The organism is Streptomyces hebeiensis, assembly GCF_052983195.1.
Window position 1 is genome coordinate 4,221,340 of sequence record NZ_CM129812.1, and the last position, 22,743, is coordinate 4,244,082.

Below are 22,743 nucleotides of genomic sequence, written 5' to 3' on the forward strand. Positions count from 1 at the left end.
GGGACGTTCACCCTTTCTGGGGGGTCTCGCGCGGCGGGTGACGGGCGCGTTTCGGGGCGCCCGCGCAGCGGCTCCGACCTGCGAATACCCCCCTCCGGAAGCCGTCCGCAGCACGTTCCAGTCGCTGTTGTCAAGCCCTGAGATGCGGCCTGACCTGCGAAAACGCCATTCAGAAGTGCCCATTCTCGTGTTACCCTGGATAGCCACGGAAGGGGTACCTGTCACATGACGTTCAAGGTTGGCGACACCGTGGTCTATCCCCATCACGGGGCCGCGCTGATCGAGGCCATCGAAACTCGCCAGATCAAAGGCGTGGACAAGACCTACTTGGTGCTCAAGGTCGCCCAGGGCGACTTGACGGTGCGTGTACCGGCGGACAATGCGGAGTTCGTCGGCGTGCGCGATGTGGTCGGTCAGGACGGGCTGGACCGGGTCTTCGAGGTGCTGCGAGCGCCGTACGCCGAGGAGCCGACGAACTGGTCCCGTCGCTACAAGGCAAATCTGGAGAAGCTCGCCTCGGGCGATGTCATCAAGGTCGCCGAAGTGGTACGTGACCTGTGGCGTCGTGAGCGCGAGCGCGGACTCTCCGCCGGTGAGAAGCGCATGCTCGCCAAAGCGCGGCAGATTCTCGTCAGCGAGCTCGCCCTCGCGGAGAACACGAACGAAGACAAGGCCGAGGCTCTGCTCGACGAGGTCCTCGCGTCCTGACGTGTACGCGTACGCGGTGCCGTCCTGCGGTCCGTCCTGCTCCTGAAGCGTGGAAGACCTGAAGCGTGGAAACGACGCAGCACGAACGAGGCGGAACAACAGCGCAGCAGCCGTGACGCGGAACACGGAACACCCGAACCCTTCGTCGCCGAAAACGGCCCGACGAAACACGAAACAGTCGGGACGGCCCGACCGGTCACCCGGTCGGAGCGCGGACCGGACCAGTAACCGGACAACGCAGCACATGCCGTGGTGCCCGCTGACCAGCTCCCGCCCTCGCGCCACCGTCGGCTCCCAGCTCAGGCTTCGAGTTCAGGCGCCCGGCGGCCATCCGAGGGAAAGGCTGAGTCGCCGGGCGCTGCGGCATGCCCGGAAGGAGCCTGCCCGCGCCTGGGTGCGGCCGCGTCCCGGCCACACCCGCCCGACGTCTTGTTCGTCGACTTCGTCGGCACCGAAAACCGAGGCGAGGTCGAGGCCGAAGCGGTCGAACGGCCGCGTACACCTTCGCGTACCCCGCCCAGTCCCGTCCCAGTCCCCGTGTCGCCATGCGTACGTGCCGTTTCGGCCATGCGTGTCGTGCTACATGACAGCCGCATATACCTTCGTCCCCGGCACCAGCTGTGCTGGACCGGGGAGCCGGGGCGGCCCGTCTCGACCGTGTCACGGAAGGGTCCGGTCAAGGCGTCACGCCCGGCACGCTGTGGCCATACCCATGTCGGCCGAGGAAACAAACCTGCCGGAGAACAACCGATGACAGACCCAGCCAGCCATCGTCGCACCGCCGCGGTGATCCCCGCGGCGGGCCGGGGGGTACGGCTCGGCCCGGGCGCCCCCAAGGCGCTCCGCGCGCTGGGCGGCACGCCGATGCTGATCCACGCCGTACGGGCGATGGCCGCCTCCCGCGCCGTCTCGCTCGTCGTCGTGGTCGCACCGCCCGACGGAGCACCCCAGGTCAAGATCCTCCTGGACGAGCACGCGCTGCCCGAGCGCACCGACTACCTCGTCGTACCCGGTGGTGAGACCCGCCAGGAGTCCGTACGGCTCGGTGTCGACGCGCTGCCCGAGGACATCACCGACGTGCTCGTCCATGACGCGGCCCGCCCTCTGGTGCCGGTGGAGACGGTGGACGCGGTGATCGAGGCCGTACGGGACGGAGCACCGGCCGTGGTGCCCGCGCTGCCGGTCGCGGACACCGTCAAGCAGGTGGAACCGCGCGGGAAGGGCGAACCCGAGCCGGTCGTCGCGACCCCGGAGCGGGCCCTGCTGCGCGCCGTCCAGACCCCGCAGGGCTTCGACCGGGAGACGCTCGAACGCGCGCACCGGACCGTGACGGCCGTCGGCGAGGGCGCCACGGACTGCGCGGGCATGGTCGAGCGCCTCGGCGCGCCCGTCGTGGTGGTGCCCGGCCACGAGGAGGCGTTCAAGGTGACCCGGCCGCTGGATCTGGTGCTGGCGGAGGCGGTTCTCGCGCGGAGGAGGGCCAACGATGGCTTCTGACACGTCCACGTCCACCGGGCCGGGGTCCACCGGCCCCGGGTCCGGGCCGACCGGGTCGGGCGGCGTACCCGCCGGGTCCGGGAGCGCGTCCCGGCAGACCTCATCGCCCCCGCCGCCCCTGCTGCCGCAGGTCGGGATCGGCACCGACATCCACGCCTTCGAGGAGGGCCGCGAGCTGTGGTGCGCCGGCCTGCTCTGGGAGGGCGAGGGGCCCGGCCTGGCCGGGCACTCCGACGCGGACGTCGTCGCCCACGCGGCCTGCAACGCGCTGTTCTCCGCCGCCGGGCTCGGTGACCTCGGCGCACACTTCGGCACCGGACGCCCCGAGTGGTCCGGCGCCTCGGGGACCACCCTCCTCACGGAGGCGGCCCGGATCGTGCGCGACGCGGGCTTCACCATCGGCAACGTGGCCGTCCAGGTCGTCGGCAAGCGGCCGAAGATCGGCAAGCGCCGGGACGAGGCGCAGAGGGTCCTGAGCGGTGCCGTGGGCGCCCCGGTCTCGGTCTCGGCGGCCACCTCCGACGGGCTCGGTTTCACCGGGCGCGGCGACGGGCTCGCGGCGATCGCGACGGCGCTGGTGGTCCGTACGGACAGTGCGGCGTCAACTTGACCCGGCGCTGAAGGGCCGGGCTTGGAGGTAGTGCCCAGCTGGCTGCTGGGGTGGACTCCTCCGTCCAGACACCCCGTTATGGGGTGGCAGGGACGCGTGACTCACGCCCCGCGTTCCACACGCTCTCGCCACGGGTGGCGATGTTGTGGGAAGCGTTCCGGTCGGCGTGGGCAACGCCCCCGCACCCCCGGCAGATGAAAAGAGAGCGCGTCGGCGGAGCAGACGAACGGCACGCCCCTGACCCGGCCGTCCACGCTCCAGATGGACACGGTCCGCTGGTCGTAGTGTCTCCGCCCGGGGCCTGCGGCAGGAGTTCCCCGACCACATCCGCACGTACCTGTGGGGTGAGCACTTCTGGTCGCCGTCCTACCTCGCCGCCTCGTGCGAGGGTGCCCCGCTCGCCGTCATCAAGGAATACATCGAGAACCAGAAACGCCCCGACTGAGGCCAACAGCGCAGGTCCGTGCGCCAGCGCGGGTCAGCGCAGCACCAAGAAGCGCTTCCTCCCGGGCGTGAGCCCCCCGGGTTCCGCGCCAGATCGCGCTGAAAACGCCGGGTGCCGGGCATGCGTTGGGGGAACGCTGAGAGATCATCGACCGTGCCACTCGAGACAGTCCCAGGAAGTTTTCAACAGAAAGGCACAGGCACCCATGACCGCCGCACTCTCCGACCAGCTCAAGGAAGTCCTCGACGGGCCCGTCTTCGTCGACATCGCCACCATCCAGCCCGACGGCAGCCCCCAGGTGTCGCCGGTGTGGGTCAAGCGGGACGGTGACGACCTGCTGATCTCGACCACCGTGGGCCGGCGCAAGGAGCAGAACCTGCGCCGGGACCCGAGGGTGTCGGTGGTCGTCCAGCCGGCCGACTCGCCGTACACGTACGCCGAGATCCGCGGCTCCGCGACCCTCACCACCGACGGCGGCCAGGAGCTGATCGACGAACTGTCCCTGAAGTACACGGGCAAGCCGTACGCCGAGTTCAACCCGGCCTCGGGCGAGGACGCGGCGCGCGTGGTCGTACGGATCACCCCGCGCAAGGTCGTCGGCCGGATCTGAGCCGGCCGGCCCCGTCCGGGCCGGCCCGCAGGCCGAGCCGACCGGTCCGAGTTCCGGGCCGTACCGATTCGGACCCGGCCGTTCCGAGCCGGGCCGGGCCGCCGTCGTGCGCCGGTCCGCCGGAATCCCGTCGTCCCCTGGCCAGGCGGGGCGCATATGCCGGGTGAATGGACCAAGTCGGCGCAAACGGCACACTCCCGTGCCCCGTGCCCCCAAGGGGCACGGGGCACGGCCCGAAGCGCACTACCCTTGTGGCGTGACTATTCGGCTGTACGACACCGGCGCCCGGCAGATCCGTGACTTCACCCCGCTCACGCCGGGCTGTGTCTCGATCTACCTGTGTGGCGCCACCGTGCAGGCCGCCCCGCACATCGGACACATCCGGTCGGGACTCAACTTCGACATCATGCGCCGCTGGTTCGAGTACCGCGGCTACGACGTGACGTTCGTACGCAACGTCACGGACATCGACGACAAGATCATCAGCAAGTCCGCCGACCAGGGGCGCCCCTGGTGGGCCATCGGGTACGAGAACGAGCGCGCGTTCAACGCCGGTTACGACGTCCTCGGCTGCCTGCCGCCCACGTACGAACCGCGTGCCACCGGCCACATCACCGAGATGATCGAGATGATGCGCGGCCTGATCGAGCGGGGACACGCGTACGAGGCCGACGGCAACGTCTACTTCGACGTCCGCTCCTTCCCCGGCTACCTGGAGCTGTCCAACCAGGACCTGGACGAGATGCGCCAGCCGTCGGGGGAGGGCGAGACCGGCAAGCGTGACCCGCGGGACTTCGCGATGTGGAAGGCCGCCAAGCCGGGCGAGCCGTCCTGGGAGACCCCGTGGGGTCGCGGCCGGCCCGGCTGGCACCTGGAGTGCTCGGCCATGGCGCACAAGTACCTGGGCCCGGCCTTCGACATCCACGGCGGCGGCCTGGACCTGATCTTCCCGCACCACGAGAACGAGATCGCGCAGGCCAGGGGGTTCGGGGACGAGTTCGCCCGGTACTGGGTGCACAACGCCTGGGTCACCATGAGCGGCGAGAAGATGTCCAAGTCGCTCGGCAACTCGGTGCTCGTGAGCGAGATGGTCAAGCACTGGCGGCCCATCGTGCTCCGCTACTACCTGGGCACACCGCACTACCGTTCGATGATCGAGTACAGCGAGGAGGCCCTGCGGGAGGCCGAGTCCGCGTTCGCCCGGATCGAGGGCTTCGTGCAGCGCGTCACGGAGAAGGCGGGGGAGGCCGTCGCGCCCGCCGACGAGGTGCCGCCCGCCTTCGCCGAGGCCATGGACGACGACCTGGGCGTGCCGCAGGCCCTCGCGGTCGTCCACACCACGGTCCGGCAGGGAAACTCGGCGCTGGCGGCGGACGACAAGGAAGCGGCCGTGGCCCGGCTCGCGGAGGTACGGGCCATGCTCGGCGTCCTCGGCCTGGACCCGCTCGACGAGCACTGGGCGGGCGAGGCCGACCGGGGCGACGACCTGCACGGTGTGGTGGACACGCTCGTACGGCTGGTGCTCGACCAGCGCGAGGCCGCCCGGGCCCGCAGGGACTGGGGCACGGCGGACGCCATCCGGGACCAGCTCCAGCAGTCGGGACTGGTCATCGAGGACAGCCCGGCGGGGCCGCGCTGGACGCTCGGCCCGCGCTGACGCGGTGAGCCGGCTCCGGCGCGGCTGACGCGGTGCCCCGGCGCGGGTGCGTCGCCCGCCGGGACCCCGCCGTCGGCGCCACCCGCGCGGGGACCGTTCCGTACGCTGTAGGGGGCGCGTACGGCGTACGGGGCCCGTACGGCGGGCACACGGGCCGTACGGCCCGCACGGATTTCCGGAGCGCCCCGCACGAGCAACGCCGGACGAGAACCGTCGGACCGAGCAACGCGGCACGAGCAACCCGTCAGCAGCGACGCATCAGAAGCAGCGCATCAGAAGCAACGAAACAGGTAGGTCATGGCCGGGAACAGCCAGCGCAACAACCGCAGCGTGTCCAAAAAGAAGGGCCCGCAGATCGGTAGCGGTGGCAAGCGGCGCCGCGGACTGGAGGGCAAGGGCCCCACGCCGCCCGCGTCCGCCCGCAAGGGCCACATCAAGAACCGCATCGCCAACGCCAAGGCCAAGCAGGCCCAGCGGCGTCCGGTCGCCCGGCGGGGCGGCAAGGGCAGCAGCGAGATGGTCGTGGGCCGCAACCCGGTCTTCGAGGCGCTGCGTGACGGCGTACCGGCGACGACCCTGTACGTCCAGCAGTTCATCGACAACGACGAGCGCGTCCGCGAGGCGCTCCAGCTCGCGGCCGAGCGCGGCGGCATCCACCTGATGGAGGCGCCCAGGCCCGAGCTGGACCGGATGACGGGCGGCCTGAACCACCAGGGGCTCGTCCTCCAGGTCCCGCCGTACGAGTACGCGCACCCGGACGACCTGGTGACGGCCGCGCTCGACGACGGGGAGGACCCGCTGATCGTGGCGCTGGACGGGGTCACCGACCCGCGCAACCTCGGTGCCGTCGTCCGCTCCGTCGCCGCCTTCGGCGGCCACGGCGTCGTCGTACCGGAGCGGCGCGCCGCCGGGATGACGGCCGGCGCCTGGAAGACGTCGGCGGGTACGGCGGCCCGTACGCCGGTCGCGCGGGCCACCAACCTGACCCGCGCCCTGGAGGCGTACCAGAAGGCCGGGCTCACGGTCGTCGGCCTGGCGGCGGACGGCGAGGCCGAGGTCGGTGACCTGGCGGCGCTCGAGGGGCCCGTCGTGATCGTGGTCGGCAGCGAGGGCCGGGGGCTGTCGCGGCTGGTGGGCGAGACGTGCGACATCCGGGTGCGCATCCCGATGCCGGGCGGCGCGGAGTCGCTGAACGCCGGGGTGGCGGCCGGCGTCGTGCTGTACGAGGCGGCGCGCCTGCGGCGCTGACGTGGCGGGGCCGTCCGGTACAGGGGCGGTGGCGGAAGCGACGGCCGGGGCAGGCGGCGACGACAGCCGGGGCGGGCGGGGCGGCGGCTGTTCCGGCGCCTCAAACGATCTTGACGGGTCTCGGACAGATCCCGGCCGTCAAGGCAGTGTCCTAAACACAAGTCACTCGGTTAGATGAGTGTGGACACCAGAACGCCCCGGCCCGGGTTCGACGATCAGCCCCCGCTGAGCATGCTCAAAGTGGACTGCGACCCCGCGCAGGTCATCGTGAACCACGCCAGCTTCCGGGTGAAGCTCGCATCGCCCCAGCGCCCCGGCCCCGCTCGCCCCGCCCGTGGCGCGCGCGGGGCGGACACGGCGCGCGTCCCCGCCCTGCGCGGCACCGGGGGTGGTGCCAGGCGCCGCGCCCCGGTCGTCTGGAGCGGGAAGTCCGAGCCGGGCGACCCCGCTGCGTCCGGGCTGCTCCAGGCCGTACGGAACTCCTCGGCGGGCTCCCGGGCCGGTTCGCAGCCGCAGGCCGCGGGCGCTCCGCCCCGTGGCGGGTCCGGCGCCGCCCTGACGCACGAGGCCGGCGCGACGCAGGTCATCCCCCGGATCGGCTTCGACGACGCCGAGAGCACGGTCCCCACCCCCATCGTCGGCAGCCCGCGCTCCGGCGGCTCCGTCCCGCCCCCCGCCCGTCCCGCCGTGCCGGGCGCGCGGACCGCCCCGCTGCTGCCGCCGATGCGGCAGGCCGTCGGCGCGTACGACACGACGTACACGCAGGGCACCGAGGTGGCGGGGCGCCCGCCGTACGGCCACGGGGCCGGCGGCACCGGCGCCGGGGACGACGCGTACCCCGACCGCGACTTCGACCGCGACGACGAGTTCGACCGCGACGCGGACCGGTACCCGGAGACCGACGGCGACGCCGAGGGCGACGACCGGCCCCGCACGCAGCGGCACGGCGCGGACTCCGTCCGGCACGCGTACTACCCCGGCCGTCGCATGAACCTCGGCGTGGTGCTGCTCCCGCTCCGCGTCTTCCTCGGCTTCATCTCCGTCTACGCGGGCATGGGCAAGCTCTGCGACCCCGTCTACTTCGACGGCGGCGAGCGCGGCTCCATGGTCAAGTGGCTCCAGTCGCTGCACCCGTGGGCACTGGCGGAGCCGCTGCGGGACTTCGCGCTCTCGCACCCCGTCGGCGCGGGCCTGAGCGTCGCGTTCCTCCAGATCGTGGCCGGTGTGCTGACCATCCTCGGGCTCTGGCAGCGGGTCGCCGCCGCGTTCGGCGCGCTGCTGTCGGCGGCGCTGCTCCTCACCGTCAGCTGGCGGACCGTACCGGCGTACGACGCGCCCGACATCATCTACCTCGCCGCCTGGTCCCCGCTGGTCATCGCGGGCGCGCCGGTGTACTCGGTGGACGGCCGCCTCGCCGGTGAGGCGTGGCGCACGCTCGGACCGCGCTCCGAGATCTGGGAGCTGCGCCGGCGCGTCCTGCGGCGCGGTTCGATCGTCGCGACGGTGGTGATCGGCCTGACGCTGCTGGTCGGCTCGGTGCTGGGCGGCGCCGTACGGTCCTCGGACCTGGTGACGGTGCCGGGCCCGGACGGGAACCCGGTCAACCAGCTGCCCGGCATGCCGCTGCCCAAGAAGCCGGGGCGCGGCGGCGGCAGCGCCTCCGGGTCCCCGGACAGCACCCGTGGCGCGGACGCCGAACGGTCGGAGCCGTCGGCGACCCGGTCGGGGAGCCCCACGGCCCCGCAGTCGACGCCCGGCGGCTCGGCGGTCCCGGAGACGGGCGGCGCGGCCAGTACGGGGCAGACGCAGCAGCAGCGGCAGCCGAGCCAGACCCAGGGCACGGTCCAGCAGCCCCCGCAGACGGCCGAGCAGGCCCCGCCGGAGCCCAGTGGCCAGGGGCCGTCCTCGACGGGCGGCTCGGGCGACGGGGGCCTCGGGGGCGGCGACGGCGACAGCGGTACGGGCTCGTCCTCGGGCGGTGGCGGCGGCGAGGCCAGGAACCCGATCGGGGGCCTGCTGGGCTGACGGCCGAGCGGAGTACGCGGGGCGGGTCCCCGGCCGGTTCGCGGCCGGGGACCCGCTTCTCCGCGTGCGCGGGGCTCCGGCTCCCCGCGTACGGCAATGGCTCCTCCGCGTGCGCGAGGGCCTCTCGGGGGCGGGTCGGGTGCCGACTGGGTCAGGTGCGCTGGCCGGGTCGGGTGCCGGCTGGGTCAGGTGCTGGTCGAGGCCAGTTCCTTGGCGGCTTCGGTGAGGTCCTTGGCGGTGTCGATGGCACGCCAGTAGGCGCCGTGCGGCAACGGGAAACCGGCGAGGCGGCGTTCGCGCGCCAGCCGCGGGAAGGTGGTCCGCTCGTGGTCGCCCCGGTCCGGGAGCAGCGAGACGAAGGCGGAGGAGAAGACGTACACGCCGGCATTGATCAGATAGGGCGAGGGAGGCGACTCGATGAAGTCGAGAACGTGCCCGAACTCGTCCGTCTCCACCGCTCCCCAGGGGATCCGTGGCCGGGCGAGGGCGAGCGTGGCGGTCGCGTCGCGCTCATGGTGGAACGCGGCCATCTCCCGCAGCGAGAACCGTGTCCAGATGTCGCCATTGGTGGCGTACCAGGGGCGCTCGGGCTCGGGCAGTCGGGCGGCGGCGTACTTGAGACCACCGCCGCGCCCCAGTGGTTCGGGCTCCACGACGGTGGTGACGCGCAGGGGGAGGTCGGCCGAGTCCAGCCAGTCCTGCAGGACTTCGGCGAGGTGGCCGCACGAGACGACGGCGTCGGTCACGCCCTCGGCGGCGAGCCAGGCGAGCTGGTGACCGATGATCGGGGTCCCCGTGCCGGGGATCTCGACCATCGGCTTGGGGCGGTCGTCGGTGTACGGGCGCAGCCGCGACCCCTGGCCGCCCGCCAGGACCACGGCCTGCGTCGGATACGAGTGCATGCGGTGAACGATAGGCGGGGCGGGTGGCCAGCGGCGCGGCCAGGTTCGTGACGGCTGCGGGGTGACGGCTGCGGGGTGCCGGCTGCGGGGTGCCGGGTGCGGGGTGCCGGGTGCCCGCGGCTCAGCTGCCCGCGGCCTGCTGGGAGACGCCGTACGCGAACGCGGTGTCGCACACGGGCCGGGAGAACGACTGCGCCCGGGTGGGCCCGTACGCGGTCACGGCGGCACGGCCCAGGGCGCGGGCGATCGCGACGCAGTGCTGGGCGAGCGACGGGCGTTCCTCGACCTCGCGTTGGAGGTGGGTCAGCGCGATCCCCGGGTCCTTCCGCTGCAGTTCCACGAGGAGCTGGTCGCGCAGGACGTCCTGGGGCGCGCGGGCCTTGGACTTGGCCCTGACCGAGGCGGTGTCCGACGAGGCGGTCAGGATCTGCGACTCGGCATTGCTGGTCGCCCACGGGACGCGGGCGACCGCGAGGGTCCCGGAGAGCACCAGGACGACGGGCAGGACGGCAGCGAGAGTTCGGCCGATACGGCGGGCTGAGTGGGTCACGCAGGCGAGCGTAGCGCTCGGTGATGATATGGCGACATTTTGTCACCGGAATGAGCGATGGTTCGAGAGGTTTTTTCGAATTGGGTGTTGACGCGCCGGGGTTGAACGGCCGGCAACGGGCACGGCCCCGCGCTTGCGGCGTGCAGCGCGGGGCCGTGTCACGGGCGGTCGGGGCGGGCGCGGGTCAGTCGGTCAGCCGCTCGCCGGTGGAGGTGGAGAAGACGTGCGTCTCGCCGGCGCGCGGGACGACGTGCAGCTTGGCGCCCTTCTCGGGTACGGAGCGGCCGTTGACGCGGACGACCAGGTCCTTCGTCTCGCTGCCGACCTCGGCGGTGCCGTAGACGTAACCGTCGGCACCCAGTTCCTCGACGACGTTGACGGTCACGGCCAGGCCGGCCGGGGCGTCCTTGGAGAGTGCGCCGTTCGTCCCGCCCTCCTCGACGATGTCGAAGTGCTCGGGGCGGACGCCGACCGTGACGGTCTTGTCGCCCTTCCCGGAGGCGGCGCTCAGCGCCTCGCGCGAGACGGGCACGACGCTGTTGCCGAACTTCACGCCGCCGTCGGTGATCGGGACCTCGACCAGGTTCATGGCGGGAGAGCCGATGAAGCCGGCGACGAAGAGGTTGGCCGGCCGGTCGTACATGTTGCGCGGCGAGTCGACCTGCTGGAGCAGCCCGTCCTTGAGGACGGCCACCCGGTCGCCCATGGTCATGGCCTCGACCTGGTCGTGGGTCACGTACACCGTGGTGATGCCGAGCCGGCGCTGGAGGGAGGCGATCTGCGTACGGGTGGAGACGCGGAGCTTGGCGTCGAGGTTCGACAGCGGCTCGTCCATGAGGAAGACCTGCGGCTCACGCACGATGGCCCGCCCCATCGCCACCCGCTGCCGCTGACCACCGGAGAGCGCCTTCGGCTTGCGGTCCAGGTACTCGGTGAGGTCGAGGATCTTCGCGGCCTCCTCGACCTTCTTGCGGATGTCCGCCTTGTTGACCCCGGCGATCTTGAGCGCGAAGCCCATGTTGTCGGCCACGGTCATGTGCGGGTACAGCGCGTAGTTCTGGAACACCATGGCGATGTCCCGGTCCTTGGGCGGCAGGTGCGTGACGTCGCGGTCGCCGATGCGGATGGCGCCGCCGTTGACGTCCTCCAGGCCGGCGAGCATGCGCAGGGACGTCGACTTGCCGCAGCCGGAAGGACCGACGAGGACGAGGAACTCGCCGTCCGCGATCTCGATGTCGAGCTGGTCCACGGCGGGCTTGTCACCGCCGGGATAGACGCGGGTGGCCTTGTCGAACGAAACGGTAGCCATGGTGATATGTCCCCTCACCGGCAGGAACGTGCCGGACGATCCGAGTAAAGGAAGGATCCGCCACGGGAGCGCGGCGGACGGGTCTAGTCCACCTGGGTGAACTTGAGGTGACCCTAGCTGTCCGGATGTGATCTGTCAGTACTCGTGCACGGAAGAAATCCCGGGCCGTCCGGTGATCGGGGCCGGTTACACTGCTGGGGGTACGCCTCCTTAGCTCAGCCGGCCAGAGCAACGCACTTGTAATGCGTAGGTCGTCGGTTCGAATCCGACAGGGGGCTCCACTCCCTGAACAGGGAAAACAGTTCGAACAGAGGGCCCCCGTGAAGATCACGGGGGCCCTCTGCGTGAGCGCATGGGAACGCTCTGGGAACGTGGCGTCAGGCGGCGTCCTGGTCGGGAGCGTCCGGGGCGCCGTCATACATCGCTGCCCGAACCGCACGCCCGGCGTCGAGTTCTCCGAGTGACTCGGACGGCAACTGAAGGCAGAGCGGTCCGTCGCCCGGCTCTTCGGCTACCGCCCACTCGCGGTCCGGTGCGAACGCGAGTCCAGGCGGCCGCCGATCAACGTGCCGACAGCTTCTACAGGTCAACGCGCAGTTCGCTGAGGCTGCGGCTCCGAGGGAGGCGACCCACCGCACATCGTCGGGTTGACCGACCGGCGGCAATTCGGGGAATCGACGTGTCAGGGAGGGCGGGGCGATGCTGTGGAGGGGCCGGGCGGGGGGCGGCTGCCGGGCCGCCTGGTGGCCCGCGGTCAACGTCGGCGGTCCCGAGGAACTAAACAACTAAGCTGTGTAGTATAAATGTTCGCACCTCCGTGCGGTCGTTCACCTTTCCAGCGTGACGCCGGAGGCGCCGTTGTCGGAGGTGCCGTCGCCGCGCCGAGCGGGCGGGGCCGGGCGGCCGAGGAAGAAGGAGACCGCCTCAGTGGCGTCCCACCGTCGTCCCAAGCAGGCCGGCCAGGCGTACGCGTCCGTGCTCACCGCCACCGCGGCGGCGGCCGTCGCCCTCTCGACGCAGTCGGCCTCGGCCGATCCGCTGCCGGACCCCGACAAGAAGGGCGTCCAGGCGCAGGTCGACCGCCTCTACGAGGAGGCCACGCAGGCCACCGAGAAGTACAACGGGGCGAAGGAGAAGGCCGGGCAGCTCCAGGAGCAGGTGGACGCCCTCCAGGACAGCGCCGCCCGCAAGCAGGGCGGGCTCAACGAACTGCGGAACCGGCTCGGCTCCATAGCCGCCGCGCAGTACCGGACCGGCGGCCTCGACCCCTCGCTGCAGCTGCTGCTCACATCCGATCCGGACAGCTACCTCGAACGCGCCTCGGCCCTTGACCAGTTGAGTGCCCGCCAGGTCGCCTCGCTCGAAGAGTACCGGTCGCAGCAGCGCGACCTGGAGCAGCGGCGGAGCCAGGCCGCGGACAAACTCAAGGATCTCAAGGAGACCCGCGAGGAACTCGCCGACCGGAAGACGGAGATCCAGGGCAAGCTCGCCGAGGCCCAGCGGCTCCTCAACACCATGACCGCGAAGGAACGGGCGGAACGGGCCGCGGAGGAGGAGCGCGCCAACCGGTCCAGCGAGCGGGTCGAGCTGGGCAACCAGGCGAGTGCCTCGCAGCGGGCCGCCCAGGCTTTCGAGGCGGCCAAGAGTCGGGTCGGTATGCCGTACGTGTGGGGGGCGACGGGCCCGAACTCCTTCGACTGCAGCGGACTCACCTCCTGGGCGTTCAACCAGGCCGGGGTGTCCATCCCCCGTACGTCGCAGGCCCAGGCCGAGGTCGGCACCCGGATCAACTCCCTGGGCGAGATGAGGCCCGGGGACCTCATCATCATGCGTACCGACCTCAGTCACGTCGGCTTCTACGCCGGGAACGGGCAGATCCTCCACGCGCCGAAGCCCGGCGCGCAGGTGCGGTACGAGTCGATCGCGCGGAGCGGCATGCCGTTCATGTGGGGCGTACGGATCGGCTGAACGCCGCACGGTGGCGCGGTGGCGTGGGGACGCGGGTGGCGCGGCGCGGAACCGTCAGCCGAGGCCCGGTGCGCAGGCGACCAGCAGCGGCAGCAGCGGAACCGCCGCGGACCCGACGGCGACCGATCCCCACAGCGCGGGGTGCGCGGCCTCGCGCGGACCCAGTACGCGCCGCAGGCGGATCAGGACCGTGTGGCCGCCCGCCGCGAACGCGCCCTTCGGGGTGCGGGCCGCGGCCATCTCGTACATCGCGGTGGCCAGCGCCTCGTGGGAGTGGCCGCGCAGTACGCGGTCGTCCGCGACCATCTCCAGCAGGAGCGCCGTCTGCTCCCGGGTGTGCCGGGCCAGCGGAAGCCGCCGGAACACCGAGTGGAACGCCTCCGCGGCGGCCAGCGGCAGGTGGTGACGGCCCGCGATGTGCGCCTGCTCGTGCGCCAGTACGGCGGCGAGCTGCGCGGGCGTCAGCCGGCGTACCGCCGCGTCGCTGACCACGATCCGGGGCCGGCGGCCGGGCAGGCAGTACGCGGCGGGCGTGCCGTACGGCAGGACGGTGGCGCGGAGCACGTCCGAGTGGCGGCCCACGAGGTCCACGGCCTCCCGGTGCCTCGTCCGGGTCCGCCGGGCCAGCAGGAGATGGCGGGCGAAACCGGCGGCCAGCGCGACGACCAAGGCGGTCGGCAGCGCGACGGCGAGTTGGTGTGCCGTGTCGGGATCGGCCCGCACCGCGCCCACGTTCAGCCCGCAGGAGTGCAGCAGCCCCACCAGGCTCGCGTGCATGTGCTCGGTCGGCGCGGCGAGGCAGTACGCGAGGAGGGCGACCCCGGTCGAGAACGAGAGCGCCAGGATGTGCCACACCGCCGCCGCCAGGGCGGGAGCCCGGTGCGGCCACCGGCTGCGCAGCAACACGTAGGGCGCGGCGAGGCCCACCGCCGCCAGGTACCCGAGGAGAGCGAGAGCCGCGGTCATGTCCCGGTCTCCCGGTTCTCGGTCTGCCGGTCCGGTGCCTGACGGCCCTCGGCCGGGCGGCCTTCGGCTTTCCGGCGCCCGTCGTCGCGGTCCACGCTCTTCCGGTCCACGCTCCGCAGGGCCTCCCGCAGGGCCGTGACCTCGTCGTCGGTCATGTTCTCGACGAAGTGGACCAGCGCCGCGGGGCGGTCCTTGCTGGCGCCCAGGCCGTCCTCCATGAGCGCGGCGGCGTACGCCTCGCGGCTGCGCACCGGCGTGTACAGCCAGGCGCGGCCCTGCTTGGCGCGCAGCAGCCAGCCCTTGGTGTGCAGGATGTTGGTGACGGTCATCACCGTGGTGTACGCCACCGGCCGTACCGTGTTGATGTCGTCGACGACCTCCCGCACCGTCGCAGGGCGGCCCCAGGTCCACAGGCGTTCCATGATCTCCGCCTCGAGATCGCCCAGCCGCCGCATGGCCCTGTCTCCCCTTCGCCGTCCGGTCGCGCAGGGCCATGGTAGAGGCGGCGTCCGACGCGGAGCACCCTCGGCAGCACGGACAGGACCACGACGCACTGCGCTGCCACCCCGAGCCAGAAGAGGCCGGGACGGCCGGTGCGCTCGGCCAGTTGGTAGCCCTCGCCCCCGACGACGCCGCTGGTGAAGGCGCCGAGGCCGGCCGCGAGGCGCTGGCGGCCGAAGACCACGGCGGGGGCGCGCGGGGAGCGGGCGAGGGCTTCGAGGTCGTTCTTGAGGAAGAGGACGATCTCGCCGCAGCAGACGAGCAGGGCGCCGGCCAGGACCGCCGCGTGGTGGCCGACGGCGATCGTGGCCAGGCCGACGGCCATCGCGGCGAAGCCGATCCGCAGGGCGCGGGGGTAGCCCAGGCGGGCGATCCGGTCCGACAGGAGGGGCTGGGCCACCACGAGGAGGAGGGCGTAGAGGGCGAGGACGAGACCGTAGTACGTCGTCGAGGTCCTGGGCACGGCGTAGAGGGCGAGGTAGTGCTGGAAGAACATGAACAGGTAGACGCTCAGCACGGTCATGACGAACGGCGTCGCGGCCGGGCCGGTGAGTGCCGTCCTCCACCGCCGGGCGGGGGGTGTTGTGATGTTTCCGCCCTCTGTGGTGTTCTCGTGCTCCGATGTGGTGTTCTCGTGTTCCGGCCGGTCGGCCGGGTGCGTCGCACGGCGCTCCGCCGGCAGCAGGGCATGTCCCGCGGTGACGGCCGCGAACAGGGCGGCGACCGTGGCGAGGAGACCGGCCGAAGCGCTCAGGACGAAGGGCGCCGCGGCGAGGGGGCCGAGCGCGATGCCGGCGTTGAGCGCGGAGCCGCTCGCAGACAGCAGCAGCGGGCGCCGCGCCTCGGGGGCCCCGTGCACCAAGTACGCCTTGTTCGCCGGGAGATAGAGCGCCGCACCGCAGGACACGAGGAAGAGCGCGGCGACGGCGGCGTACGCGTTCCGGAGCCCGGGCAGGAACGCCGCGAAACCCGCCGTGCGGATCACCAGGGCCAGCAGCATGGTGCGCCGCAGCCCGATGCGCTCGGCGAGGGCACCTCCCACCGTCCCGCCGGAGAACTGCACCAGGGAGGCGACGGCGAGCACCACGCCGACGGTGCCGAGCCGCATGCCCAGCCGCTCGTGGAGCAGCACCGACATGAAGGGCAGTACGGCGAAGCTCCCCAGGGTGATGAGGAACGAGCCGGCCAGCAGGAAGCGCTGCGGTCCGGTGAACCGGTCGCGGGCACGCCAACGGTCACGCCAAGGGCCGCGGGCACGCCGACGGTCGCGGGTGGACCGGGCGGGCGCGGTCATTCCCCGCCGTCGGCGGCGACGAGTGGTCGTACGCTTCCCGCCGCGCTCAGGGCGCGGTGCAGCGCCAGCTCCGCCGTCTCCGCCCCGGCCAGCACGATCCCGGTGCAGCCGCGCTGGTCCGTCAGGTGCTCCACGCGGTCCCCGGGAGCGGCGGTGGGGTACCACTCGGGCGCGCCGGGGAAGGCCGCGAGCGTGTCGAGGCCGGTCCAGCCGGTGAGGGTGCCGGGCCGGTCGGGGTAGATCAGCACGAAACCGGTGGCGGGACCCGTGGGACGGGCGGGATCCGCGAAGCCTGCGGGAGCCGCGGGCTCTTCGGGACCTGCGGGGTCGGTGCGGCCCGGGGCCGGACCGGCGGGGTCCGGGGCGTCGAGCAGGGCGGGGCGCCGGCCGAGCGCGGTGTCGACCATGGCGTCGTACACGTTGGTGCCCAGCGCGCGGCACAGCGCCTCGCCGACGAGCGCCCCGCCGATGCGTCGGTTGATCTCCACCAGCTCCGGGCCCTCGGCGGTCAGGATGAATTCCACGTGCGCGAATCCGCTGTCGTGTCCCGCCGTTTTGAGGACCCGTCCCACCCAGTCCCGGAGGAGGGCGGTGTCCGGGGCGGGGAACGCGACCGGGAAGGCCGCGGCCTCCTCACGGACCCGGGGCTCGGGCGACAGCTGCCGGCTGAGGACGCCCAGGAGTCGGGTGCTCCCCTCCCAGCTGAGCGTTTCCGCGCTGTACACGGGCCCGGCGAGGAACGGTTCCGCGAACAGCCGTCCCTTGAGGGGCTGTCGGGCGGCCTCGGCGAGCGCGTCGTGGAGCTGGTGTTCGTCCCGTACGAGCCAGACGTTACGGGAGGAGGTGCCCGCCGTGTCCTTGAGCACGGCGGGCAGCCCCGTCTCCCGCAGGACGGCGGACGCGGCGCCGGGATCCGCCGTGAGCGCGACGGCCCGGCCGCGGCTGAGTCCGTGCTCGTGGAGGAGGTTGCGTACGCGGTACTTGTCGCGCAGCAGGCGTACGGCCGCCGGATCGGGACCCGGCAGACCCAGCCCCGCCGCGAGGTCGGCGCCCGGGACGCTCCAGGTGTCCGTCGAGTTGATCAGCCCGCGCAGGCCGGGCAGCGCCGACAGGGCGGCGGCGCACGCGGCCGGGTCGTCGGTGTCGACGTCGACGATGTCGACGGCGTCGGCCGGGAGCCCGGCCAGTTCGTGCCGGTAGACGGCGCGGTCCCGGGTGAGCAGGCACAGCCGGTGCCCGGCGTTCCGGGCCGCCTCCGCCAGCCTTCCCAGTCCGAAGGTGAGTGCTTCCAGGGCGGCGATGGTCACGGGGTTCGGTCCTCCTCGGTCGGCGTGTGATCGGTCGGCGGATGATCGGCCGGCGGGCGCACGTCGTGGCCCCGTCTCCTCCAGTCCATGACGGACCACGGCATGGCGAGGTCGGCGAGCCCGGTGATCCGCAGGGGTTCCAGCGCGCGGGCGTCGAGTGCCTCGCGGTGGCGGGCGAAGACCCGTTCGGTGTAGCGGTGCCCGGTGTCCGCGCCGATGACCAGGTGGGTTCGTTCCGGGTGGTGCCGGGCCTCCCAGGCCGCGGTGAGGAACGCGGCGCCGGTCGACAGCCCGGCGAACACCGCGTGCTCGCGCAACAGGGCGACGGCTCCCGCCATGGCGTGCCGGAAGTCGACCCAGTGCAGGGTGTCGTACAGGCGGTGGCGGACGTTGTCGAACGGGATCGAGCTGCCGATCCCCGCGATGATCGCCTCCGGGTCGTCGAACCCCTCGCTGCCGAACGTGACGCTGCCGAAGGGCTGCACCCCGGTCAGGGCGACGGGCCTGCCCCGGCCGCGCAGGGGCTGGACCAGGCCGCCGGTGGACGCCCCGGTGCCCACGGCGCCGACCACGGTCAGCGGCACGCCGGGCAGCGCGGCGTCGACCAGGTCGGCGAACTCCCGGTACCCGGCGTAGTGGACGGCGTCGTGGTACTGCCGCATCCAGTGCGTGCCGGGCCGTTCCGCGATCAGCCGGCGTACCCGGCGCACCCGCCGCTCCTGGTCGAGCCGCAGGTTCCGCGACGGTGGCATCTGGTCCACGGTGGCGCCCAGTATTTCCAGCTGGGCGCGCATCGTGGCGTCCACGGTGGTGGAGGCGACGATGTGGCAGCGCAGGCCGTAGCGGTGGCACGCCATCGCCAGGGCGAGGGCGTAGATGCCACTGGAACTGTCCACGAGCGTCTGGCCGGGGCTGACGGTCCCGCGCGCGAGCAGCGTACGGACCGCGCCGAGCGCGGCGTACACCTTCATCGTCTCGAACCGGGCGAGCACGATGTTGTCGGTCAGCCGCAGCAGGTCGGGGGCCTTCATGGCGTCGGTGACGTGCTCGTGGACGAGGGCGGTGGCGGGGGAGCCGGTGTCGGGGGCGGTCCCGGTGCCGGGGGTGGTCCCGGTGCGTACGGGCGTGGCCGGAGGTCTCACCGCTCCTCCTCGCCGGGAGCGACGGTTGCGGCGGTCGTGGCGGTCGTGGCGGTTGCGCCGGTCGCGCCGGTTGCGGTGGTTCCTGCCGTTGTGGCGGATTCGCGGACACCGGACACGATGAGGCGCCGTGCGCGCTGGTCGTACGGGGAGCCGTCGAAGTCGCCGTAGCACTCCACCTTCGTGAAGCCCACCTCCTCGAACAGCGAGCGCAGCTCCGCGCCGCTGTAGAGGAACGAGGTGATCGACGCCTCGCGCGCCGTCCCGCCGCGGACCAGCGTCCAGTCCGTACGCAACCGGGACCAGTCGTCCAGGACGGTGTCGCGCTGCACGACGTAGCCGCCGTCGTCCAGTTCGACCAGCTGGGGGCGGCCGATCCAGCCCGCCAGCACCTCCTTGCCCATCACATCGATCACCAGCCGCCCGCCCGGCACCAGCGAGTCGTGTGCGTTGCGCAGCACCTGGAGGTTGTCGCCCGGGTCGTCGAAGTAGCCGAACGAGGTGAAGACGTTCAGCACCACGTCGTACGACTCCGGCTCGACGTGCGTCAGCATGTCGGCCCGTACGAGGCGGACCTCGACGCCCGCGTCCGCGCACGCGGCCCCGGCCCGTTCCAGCATGACCTCGCTGAGGTCGACCCCGGTCACGGCGTAGCCGCGCCGCGCGAGCGGCACCAGATACACACCGGGCCCGCAGCACAGGTCCAGCACCCGGGAGCCGGGGGCGAAGTCCAGCAGGGGCGACCGGGCGACGAGCGCGGCCGTCTCCGCGCGCCTGCGCCCGGAGAACATCGTCTCGGAGAAGTCCGACCAGAATCCGTCGTCCTCGTACCAGTGCATACCGCCACAGCCTCGATTCGCGTAGGTGAAAGCGTTTCCGGTGCAGGTCTTGTCCGGCCGGTCGTCGGCGGGTCCGCCGCGGGCGGGTCCGTCGCCTTTCACTACGGGGCGGGGCCGGCGTCCGCCCGCCATATCCCCGTCAGGTCGCGTCGCGCGCGGGCGACCCGGGAGCGGACCGTACCGACGGGGCAGCCGACGGCGTGGGCGGCCTCCGCGTAGGTGAGACCCAGCAGTTGGGTCAGGACGAAGGCCTGTCGCCGTGGCGGGTCCAGCGTGTCCAGTGCGTCGAGGACCGCGATGCCCTCCTCGAAGCCCGGCAGGTGGCGGGCCTGGGACCGTTCGGCCGCCGCCTGCCAGTCGGTGGCGTCGGCGAGCCTGGGGCGGGCGGCGGCGCCGCGGTGACGGTCGACGACGACGCGCCGCGCGATCGACAGCAGCCAGGTGCGGGCACAGGACCGGCCCGCGAACCCCGCCAGGCCGGGCAGGGCCCGCAGATAGGTCTCCTGGGCCAGGTCGTCGGCCGCCGGGGCGTCGACGCTCGGGCGGCCCGGAGCGCTCAGCGAGCTCAGGTAGGTGACGAACCGCTTCACGTCGCCGTAAGTGGCCCGTACGAAACGTTCGGCGGCCTCGCGGTCGCCGCCCCCCGCCGCCAGCGCCCACGCGGTGACCTGGGCGTCGTGCCGGTCGCCGCGGGACCCGCGCGGGTCCCGCGCCGGGGCGGGGGGCCTCGGTCTCGGGGGGTACGGAGGGTGACGCCTCGCGGCGGCGGGAGAAGGCACGGGGGCAGGGCACATCGAACAAGGTCCTTCGCGTCCTCGCGGAGCCGCGCCGGACGTGCCGCGGTCGCCACGCCAGGGCGTGGCGGGCCGCGGTGCTGTCCGTAGGGCTCCGGCGGGTGTGTGGGCAGGCACCGGCAGGCAGGCGTGCGTCATGAGGTGCCCGGCGGGCGGCCTGACGTGGTGCCCGACGGGCACCTGGGCGGCCGATGAGGGGCTGCGCGGCCAGGTGGGCGGGGTCGCGCGGCCGGGTTCACGGCCGTCCGGCGGAGTTCATGGGTGGACGGCCACGAGGGCGCCGCCGAACGGTGTTTACGCGGAGGGGAGGAGAGGCGGGCCCCGGCGGGCGGCGGCGCACAGCACCACGAGGTGGCGCGGGCGGCGGGACGGGCGGCGCGGTGCGCGAACGCGCGGCCTCGGCGGGACGGTCCGGGCGAGGGACAGCGGGCGCCAGGCGAGCAGGAGCGGCGCCGCGACGAACACGGCCAGGCACCGGCCGAGTTGGTGGACGGCGGCTTCGCCGCGCCACAGCCACCAGCCGCACAGCGCGCCGGCGACCATGTGGGCCGCCGCCATACCGGGGGGCAGCGCGTGGCCGTCGAAGGCCGAGGCGAAGGCCGTGACGAGGGCCATGAGATCGACGGGACCGTCACCCGTTCCCGCCTGGGCGTGCGCCATCGTCATCGGGGCGTGGGACCCTCCGGAGGCGCCGCCCATGGCCTGTTGGGCGTCGGCCGACGGGAACGCGTGGGCCCAGGTGAAGAGGGCGTGCAGCAGGATCTGCCCGGCCGCGCAGACGCCGGCGACGGCCCGTGCCCCGCGGTCCCGCCCGGTCAGCCACCAGCCGGCCCAGCCCGCCGCCAGCGAGGCGAGCGCCAGGACGGACGGGGACAGCGGCGCCGGGGACCGGAGCGCGTGGCCGAGACCGGACAGGGAGACGCACACGACCGCGAAGACCGCGGTGCGTGTGAGGCGGAGTGCGGTTCCGGCTCCCATGGGGGTCAGCGTGCCAGTCCGGACAGGGCTTCGGAAAAGGGTTCGCAGTCCGGATACGTCAGGTCTTCGGCGCGTATAGAGCGACACTCGGAGGCGTGTGATTCATGTCACAGCCGGGCCGGGGGAACTTTCCGCGCGCTGGATCCGACTGCTGGGTGACGTCCCTACCCGTACTCCCGTACTCCCGCACACGCGTAGCCGCGTACACCCGTACCTCGCGACACCCGTACCTCGCGTACATCCGCACCCGCGTACATCCGCACCCGCGTACATCCGCACCCGCGTACATCCGCACCCGCGTACATCCACACCCGCCGACCGGCGCCATCGAGAAGGCCGCTCCCATGAAACCGCCCCCAGCGTCCGCCGCATCCGAGCCCGGCGACATCCCGGTGTCCAGCGAGTCCTCCGTTGAACCCCCGGTGCCCGGCGGGGCTCCCGAAGCGGTCGGCGCGACCGCCACCGGCACGGAACGCCGCCCCGCGCGGACCACGCTCAGGTCGGACCTGAAGGCGTCGTTACCGGACGGGCTGGTCGCGCTGGTGGTCACAGCGGCCGTGTTCGCGCTCCTCCTGGCCCGCATTCGGGCGAAGACGTCGTCGACCGTGTCCGTCATGCCGTTCATGGCCGACGTCGAGGGCTTCTGGATGTACTTCCTCAGCCAGGCGTTCGGCTGGGCGGCCCTGCTGTGGGCCTGGGTGACGGTCGTTCTCGGCCTCCTGCTCTCCGGGCCCCGGCCGGGCCGGCTGCCCCTGTCGGGGCCGCGCCTGGAACGGCTCCACCGCACCACCAGCCTCAACACGATCGCCCTCATCGCCGCCCACGCCCTGCTGTTCGCCGCGGAACTCGTCCGCCACGACACCGCGCGCTGGCACGCGCGGCTGTACACCGCCTTCGTCGAGGCGTTCGTACCCGGCGGCTACGACTCGGGCACCGGCCAGATCGCGATCCCGGTCGGCCAGGCGGCCCTCTACCTGGCCGTTCCGCTCGGCCTGCTCTTCTACGTCAGGCACCGCATCGGGCCGAAGACGTGGCGGGTGCTGCACCGCTTCGTCATCGTCGTCTACGTCCTGAGCGTGTGGCACACCCTGCTGTACGGAACGAACGTCTGGTACGACGGCTGGTTCCGCACCACGATCTGGCTGCTGCAACTCCCCATCGCCGCACTGCTGCTGGCCCGGCTGCTGCGCCCCGCGCGCCGCTCCGAGCGGCTGTCCCGGCCGACGCCCGCGACCCCGGGCGGCAGGGGGTGGCCGACCTGGAGCCTGCGCCTGGCGGGACGCCTGGCCGTGGCGGCCATCGCCGTCGCGATCCTCGCCGTCGTCCTCACGGGCCGGGACGGCGGCCGCTCGATCCCGCCGGCCGACACGTCGTCCACCCACAACCACGACTGACG

At 72.8% G+C, this 22,743-nt stretch carries 18 protein-coding genes, 1 tRNA gene and 3 pseudogenes; 11 read left to right on the plus strand and 11 right to left on the minus strand.

From position 1 onward, the window contains the following. The first annotated feature begins 225 nt into the window (after positions 1 to 225). From ACU6P3_RS18485 to ACU6P3_RS18520, 8 genes and pseudogenes are all read left to right on the plus strand, one after another. Complete coding sequence (locus tag ACU6P3_RS18485) at positions 226 to 708, plus strand: CarD family transcriptional regulator (protein ID WP_003953493.1); 483 nt, start codon at positions 226 to 228, stop codon at positions 706 to 708. Between the two features lie 698 nt (positions 709 to 1,406). After that, positions 1,407 to 2,205: pseudogene (gene ispD, locus ACU6P3_RS18490) on the plus strand (2-C-methyl-D-erythritol 4-phosphate cytidylyltransferase). Continuing rightward, positions 2,195 to 2,815 carry a 2-C-methyl-D-erythritol 2,4-cyclodiphosphate synthase gene (gene ispF, locus ACU6P3_RS18495; protein WP_447193271.1) on the plus strand — a complete coding sequence of 207 codons (621 nt, stop codon included), beginning with the start codon at positions 2,195 to 2,197 and terminating at the stop codon, positions 2,813 to 2,815. The pseudogene ispD and the gene ispF overlap by 11 nt, the downstream one beginning before the upstream one ends. Before the next feature lie 280 nt (positions 2,816 to 3,095). After that, a pseudogene (locus tag ACU6P3_RS18500) lies at positions 3,096 to 3,260 on the plus strand (transposase); the annotation flags it as partial. Between the two features lie 205 nt (positions 3,261 to 3,465). Continuing rightward, positions 3,466 to 3,870 (plus strand): PPOX class F420-dependent oxidoreductase, encoded by a 405-nt coding sequence (locus ACU6P3_RS18505; RefSeq protein ID WP_030755349.1) that lies wholly within the window; start codon positions 3,466 to 3,468, stop codon positions 3,868 to 3,870. Positions 3,871 to 4,126: 256 nt separating this feature from the next. Further along, positions 4,127 to 5,527, plus strand: coding sequence for a cysteine--tRNA ligase (gene cysS, locus ACU6P3_RS18510; RefSeq protein WP_447193272.1), 1,401 nt, complete (start codon positions 4,127 to 4,129; stop codon positions 5,525 to 5,527). A gap of 297 nt (positions 5,528 to 5,824) precedes the next feature. Beyond that, positions 5,825 to 6,775, plus strand: a complete 951-nt coding sequence (rlmB, locus tag ACU6P3_RS18515) for a 23S rRNA (guanosine(2251)-2'-O)-methyltransferase RlmB (protein ID WP_447193273.1) — start codon at positions 5,825 to 5,827, stop codon at positions 6,773 to 6,775. A gap of 174 nt (positions 6,776 to 6,949) precedes the next feature. Continuing rightward, positions 6,950 to 8,800, plus strand: a complete 1,851-nt coding sequence (locus ACU6P3_RS18520; RefSeq protein ID WP_447193274.1) for a DoxX family protein — start codon at positions 6,950 to 6,952, stop codon at positions 8,798 to 8,800. Positions 8,801 to 8,985: 185 nt separating this feature from the next. Here the strand turns inward: ACU6P3_RS18520 and ACU6P3_RS18525 are convergent, their stop codons facing one another. The 3 genes from ACU6P3_RS18525 to ACU6P3_RS18535 form a co-directional block, all read right to left on the minus strand. Continuing rightward, complete coding sequence (locus tag ACU6P3_RS18525; RefSeq protein ID WP_352088551.1) at positions 8,986 to 9,702, minus strand: nucleotidyltransferase family protein; 717 nt, start codon at positions 9,700 to 9,702, stop codon at positions 8,986 to 8,988. A 121-nt stretch (positions 9,703 to 9,823) separates the two neighbouring features. Beyond that, positions 9,824 to 10,252, minus strand: coding sequence for a hypothetical protein (locus ACU6P3_RS18530; protein ID WP_030755335.1), 429 nt, complete (start codon positions 10,250 to 10,252; stop codon positions 9,824 to 9,826). 184 nt (positions 10,253 to 10,436) lie between these two features. Next, positions 10,437 to 11,561 (minus strand): ABC transporter ATP-binding protein, encoded by a 1,125-nt coding sequence (locus ACU6P3_RS18535; protein WP_030755332.1) that lies wholly within the window; start codon positions 11,559 to 11,561, stop codon positions 10,437 to 10,439. A gap of 204 nt (positions 11,562 to 11,765) precedes the next feature. Between ACU6P3_RS18535 and ACU6P3_RS18540 the strand changes: the two genes are divergently transcribed. Together ACU6P3_RS18540 and ACU6P3_RS18545 are read left to right on the plus strand one after the other, a co-directional pair. Further along, a tRNA-Thr gene (locus tag ACU6P3_RS18540) sits at positions 11,766 to 11,842 on the plus strand. A 646-nt stretch (positions 11,843 to 12,488) separates the two neighbouring features. Then, positions 12,489 to 13,529, plus strand: coding sequence for a C40 family peptidase (locus ACU6P3_RS18545; RefSeq protein WP_447193275.1), 1,041 nt, complete (start codon positions 12,489 to 12,491; stop codon positions 13,527 to 13,529). A gap of 54 nt (positions 13,530 to 13,583) precedes the next feature. On the opposite strand, the gene ACU6P3_RS18550 is transcribed toward ACU6P3_RS18545, so the two are convergent. The 8 genes and pseudogenes from ACU6P3_RS18550 to ACU6P3_RS18585 form a co-directional block, all read right to left on the minus strand. After that, positions 13,584 to 14,495 carry a M56 family metallopeptidase gene (locus ACU6P3_RS18550; protein WP_447193276.1) on the minus strand — a complete coding sequence of 304 codons (912 nt, stop codon included), beginning with the start codon at positions 14,493 to 14,495 and terminating at the stop codon, positions 13,584 to 13,586. Between the two features lie 101 nt (positions 14,496 to 14,596). Beyond that, a pseudogene (locus tag ACU6P3_RS18555) lies at positions 14,597 to 14,917 on the minus strand (BlaI/MecI/CopY family transcriptional regulator); the annotation flags it as partial. Next, entirely contained in the window at positions 14,824 to 16,290 is a 1,467-nt protein-coding gene (locus ACU6P3_RS18560; protein ID WP_447193277.1) for an MFS transporter, read from the minus strand. The pseudogene ACU6P3_RS18555 and the gene ACU6P3_RS18560, both read right to left, overlap by 94 nt. Then, the gene (locus ACU6P3_RS18565; protein ID WP_447193278.1) at positions 16,287 to 17,597 is read right to left on the minus strand and encodes an ATP-grasp domain-containing protein; all 1,311 of its coding nucleotides are present in this window, start codon (positions 17,595 to 17,597) and stop codon (positions 16,287 to 16,289) included. The genes ACU6P3_RS18560 and ACU6P3_RS18565 overlap by 4 nt, the downstream gene beginning before the upstream one ends. Next, on the minus strand, positions 17,594 to 18,628 hold the full coding sequence (locus ACU6P3_RS18570) for a pyridoxal-phosphate dependent enzyme (protein ID WP_447197949.1): 1,035 nt from the start codon (positions 18,626 to 18,628) through the stop codon (positions 17,594 to 17,596). The genes ACU6P3_RS18565 and ACU6P3_RS18570 overlap by 4 nt, the downstream gene beginning before the upstream one ends. Positions 18,629 to 18,735: 107 nt before the next feature. Then, complete coding sequence (locus ACU6P3_RS18575; RefSeq protein ID WP_447193279.1) at positions 18,736 to 19,575, minus strand: class I SAM-dependent methyltransferase; 840 nt, start codon at positions 19,573 to 19,575, stop codon at positions 18,736 to 18,738. Positions 19,576 to 19,676: 101 nt separating this feature from the next. Beyond that, entirely contained in the window at positions 19,677 to 20,369 is a 693-nt protein-coding gene (locus ACU6P3_RS18580) for a sigma-70 family RNA polymerase sigma factor (RefSeq protein ID WP_447193280.1), read from the minus strand. Positions 20,370 to 20,663: 294 nt separating this feature from the next. Next, entirely contained in the window at positions 20,664 to 21,347 is a 684-nt protein-coding gene (locus ACU6P3_RS18585) for a hypothetical protein (RefSeq protein WP_447193281.1), read from the minus strand. A gap of 344 nt (positions 21,348 to 21,691) precedes the next feature. Between ACU6P3_RS18585 and ACU6P3_RS18590 the strand changes: the two genes are divergently transcribed. Next, a complete protein-coding gene (locus ACU6P3_RS18590; protein WP_447193282.1) occupies positions 21,692 to 22,741 on the plus strand; it encodes a ferric reductase-like transmembrane domain-containing protein in 1,050 nt (349 codons plus the stop codon). Positions 22,742 to 22,743: the final 2 nt, after the last annotated feature.

Coding starts and splice junctions, on each gene's coding strand:
- ACU6P3_RS18575 (WP_447193279.1), bottom strand. CDS start 19,575: ATGCACTGGTACGAGGACGACGGATTCTGGTCGGACTTCTCCGAGACG.
- ACU6P3_RS18525 (WP_352088551.1), bottom strand. CDS start 9,702: ATGCACTCGTATCCGACGCAGGCCGTGGTCCTGGCGGGCGGCCAGGGG.
- ACU6P3_RS18585 (WP_447193281.1), bottom strand. CDS start 21,347: ATGGGAGCCGGAACCGCACTCCGCCTCACACGCACCGCGGTCTTCGCG.
- ACU6P3_RS18485 (WP_003953493.1), top strand. CDS start 226: ATGACGTTCAAGGTTGGCGACACCGTGGTCTATCCCCATCACGGGGCC.
- ACU6P3_RS18535 (WP_030755332.1), bottom strand. CDS start 11,561: ATGGCTACCGTTTCGTTCGACAAGGCCACCCGCGTCTATCCCGGCGGT.
- rlmB (WP_447193273.1), top strand. CDS start 5,825: ATGGCCGGGAACAGCCAGCGCAACAACCGCAGCGTGTCCAAAAAGAAG.
- ACU6P3_RS18520 (WP_447193274.1), top strand. CDS start 6,950: ATGAGTGTGGACACCAGAACGCCCCGGCCCGGGTTCGACGATCAGCCC.
- ACU6P3_RS18590 (WP_447193282.1), top strand. CDS start 21,692: ATGAAACCGCCCCCAGCGTCCGCCGCATCCGAGCCCGGCGACATCCCG.
- ACU6P3_RS18560 (WP_447193277.1), bottom strand. CDS start 16,290: ATGACCGCGCCCGCCCGGTCCACCCGCGACCGTCGGCGTGCCCGCGGC.
- ispF (WP_447193271.1), top strand. CDS start 2,195: ATGGCTTCTGACACGTCCACGTCCACCGGGCCGGGGTCCACCGGCCCC.
- ACU6P3_RS18580 (WP_447193280.1), bottom strand. CDS start 20,369: ATGTGCCCTGCCCCCGTGCCTTCTCCCGCCGCCGCGAGGCGTCACCCT.
- ACU6P3_RS18570 (WP_447197949.1), bottom strand. CDS start 18,628: ATGAAGGCCCCCGACCTGCTGCGGCTGACCGACAACATCGTGCTCGCC.
- ACU6P3_RS18550 (WP_447193276.1), bottom strand. CDS start 14,495: ATGACCGCGGCTCTCGCTCTCCTCGGGTACCTGGCGGCGGTGGGCCTC.
- ACU6P3_RS18505 (WP_030755349.1), top strand. CDS start 3,466: ATGACCGCCGCACTCTCCGACCAGCTCAAGGAAGTCCTCGACGGGCCC.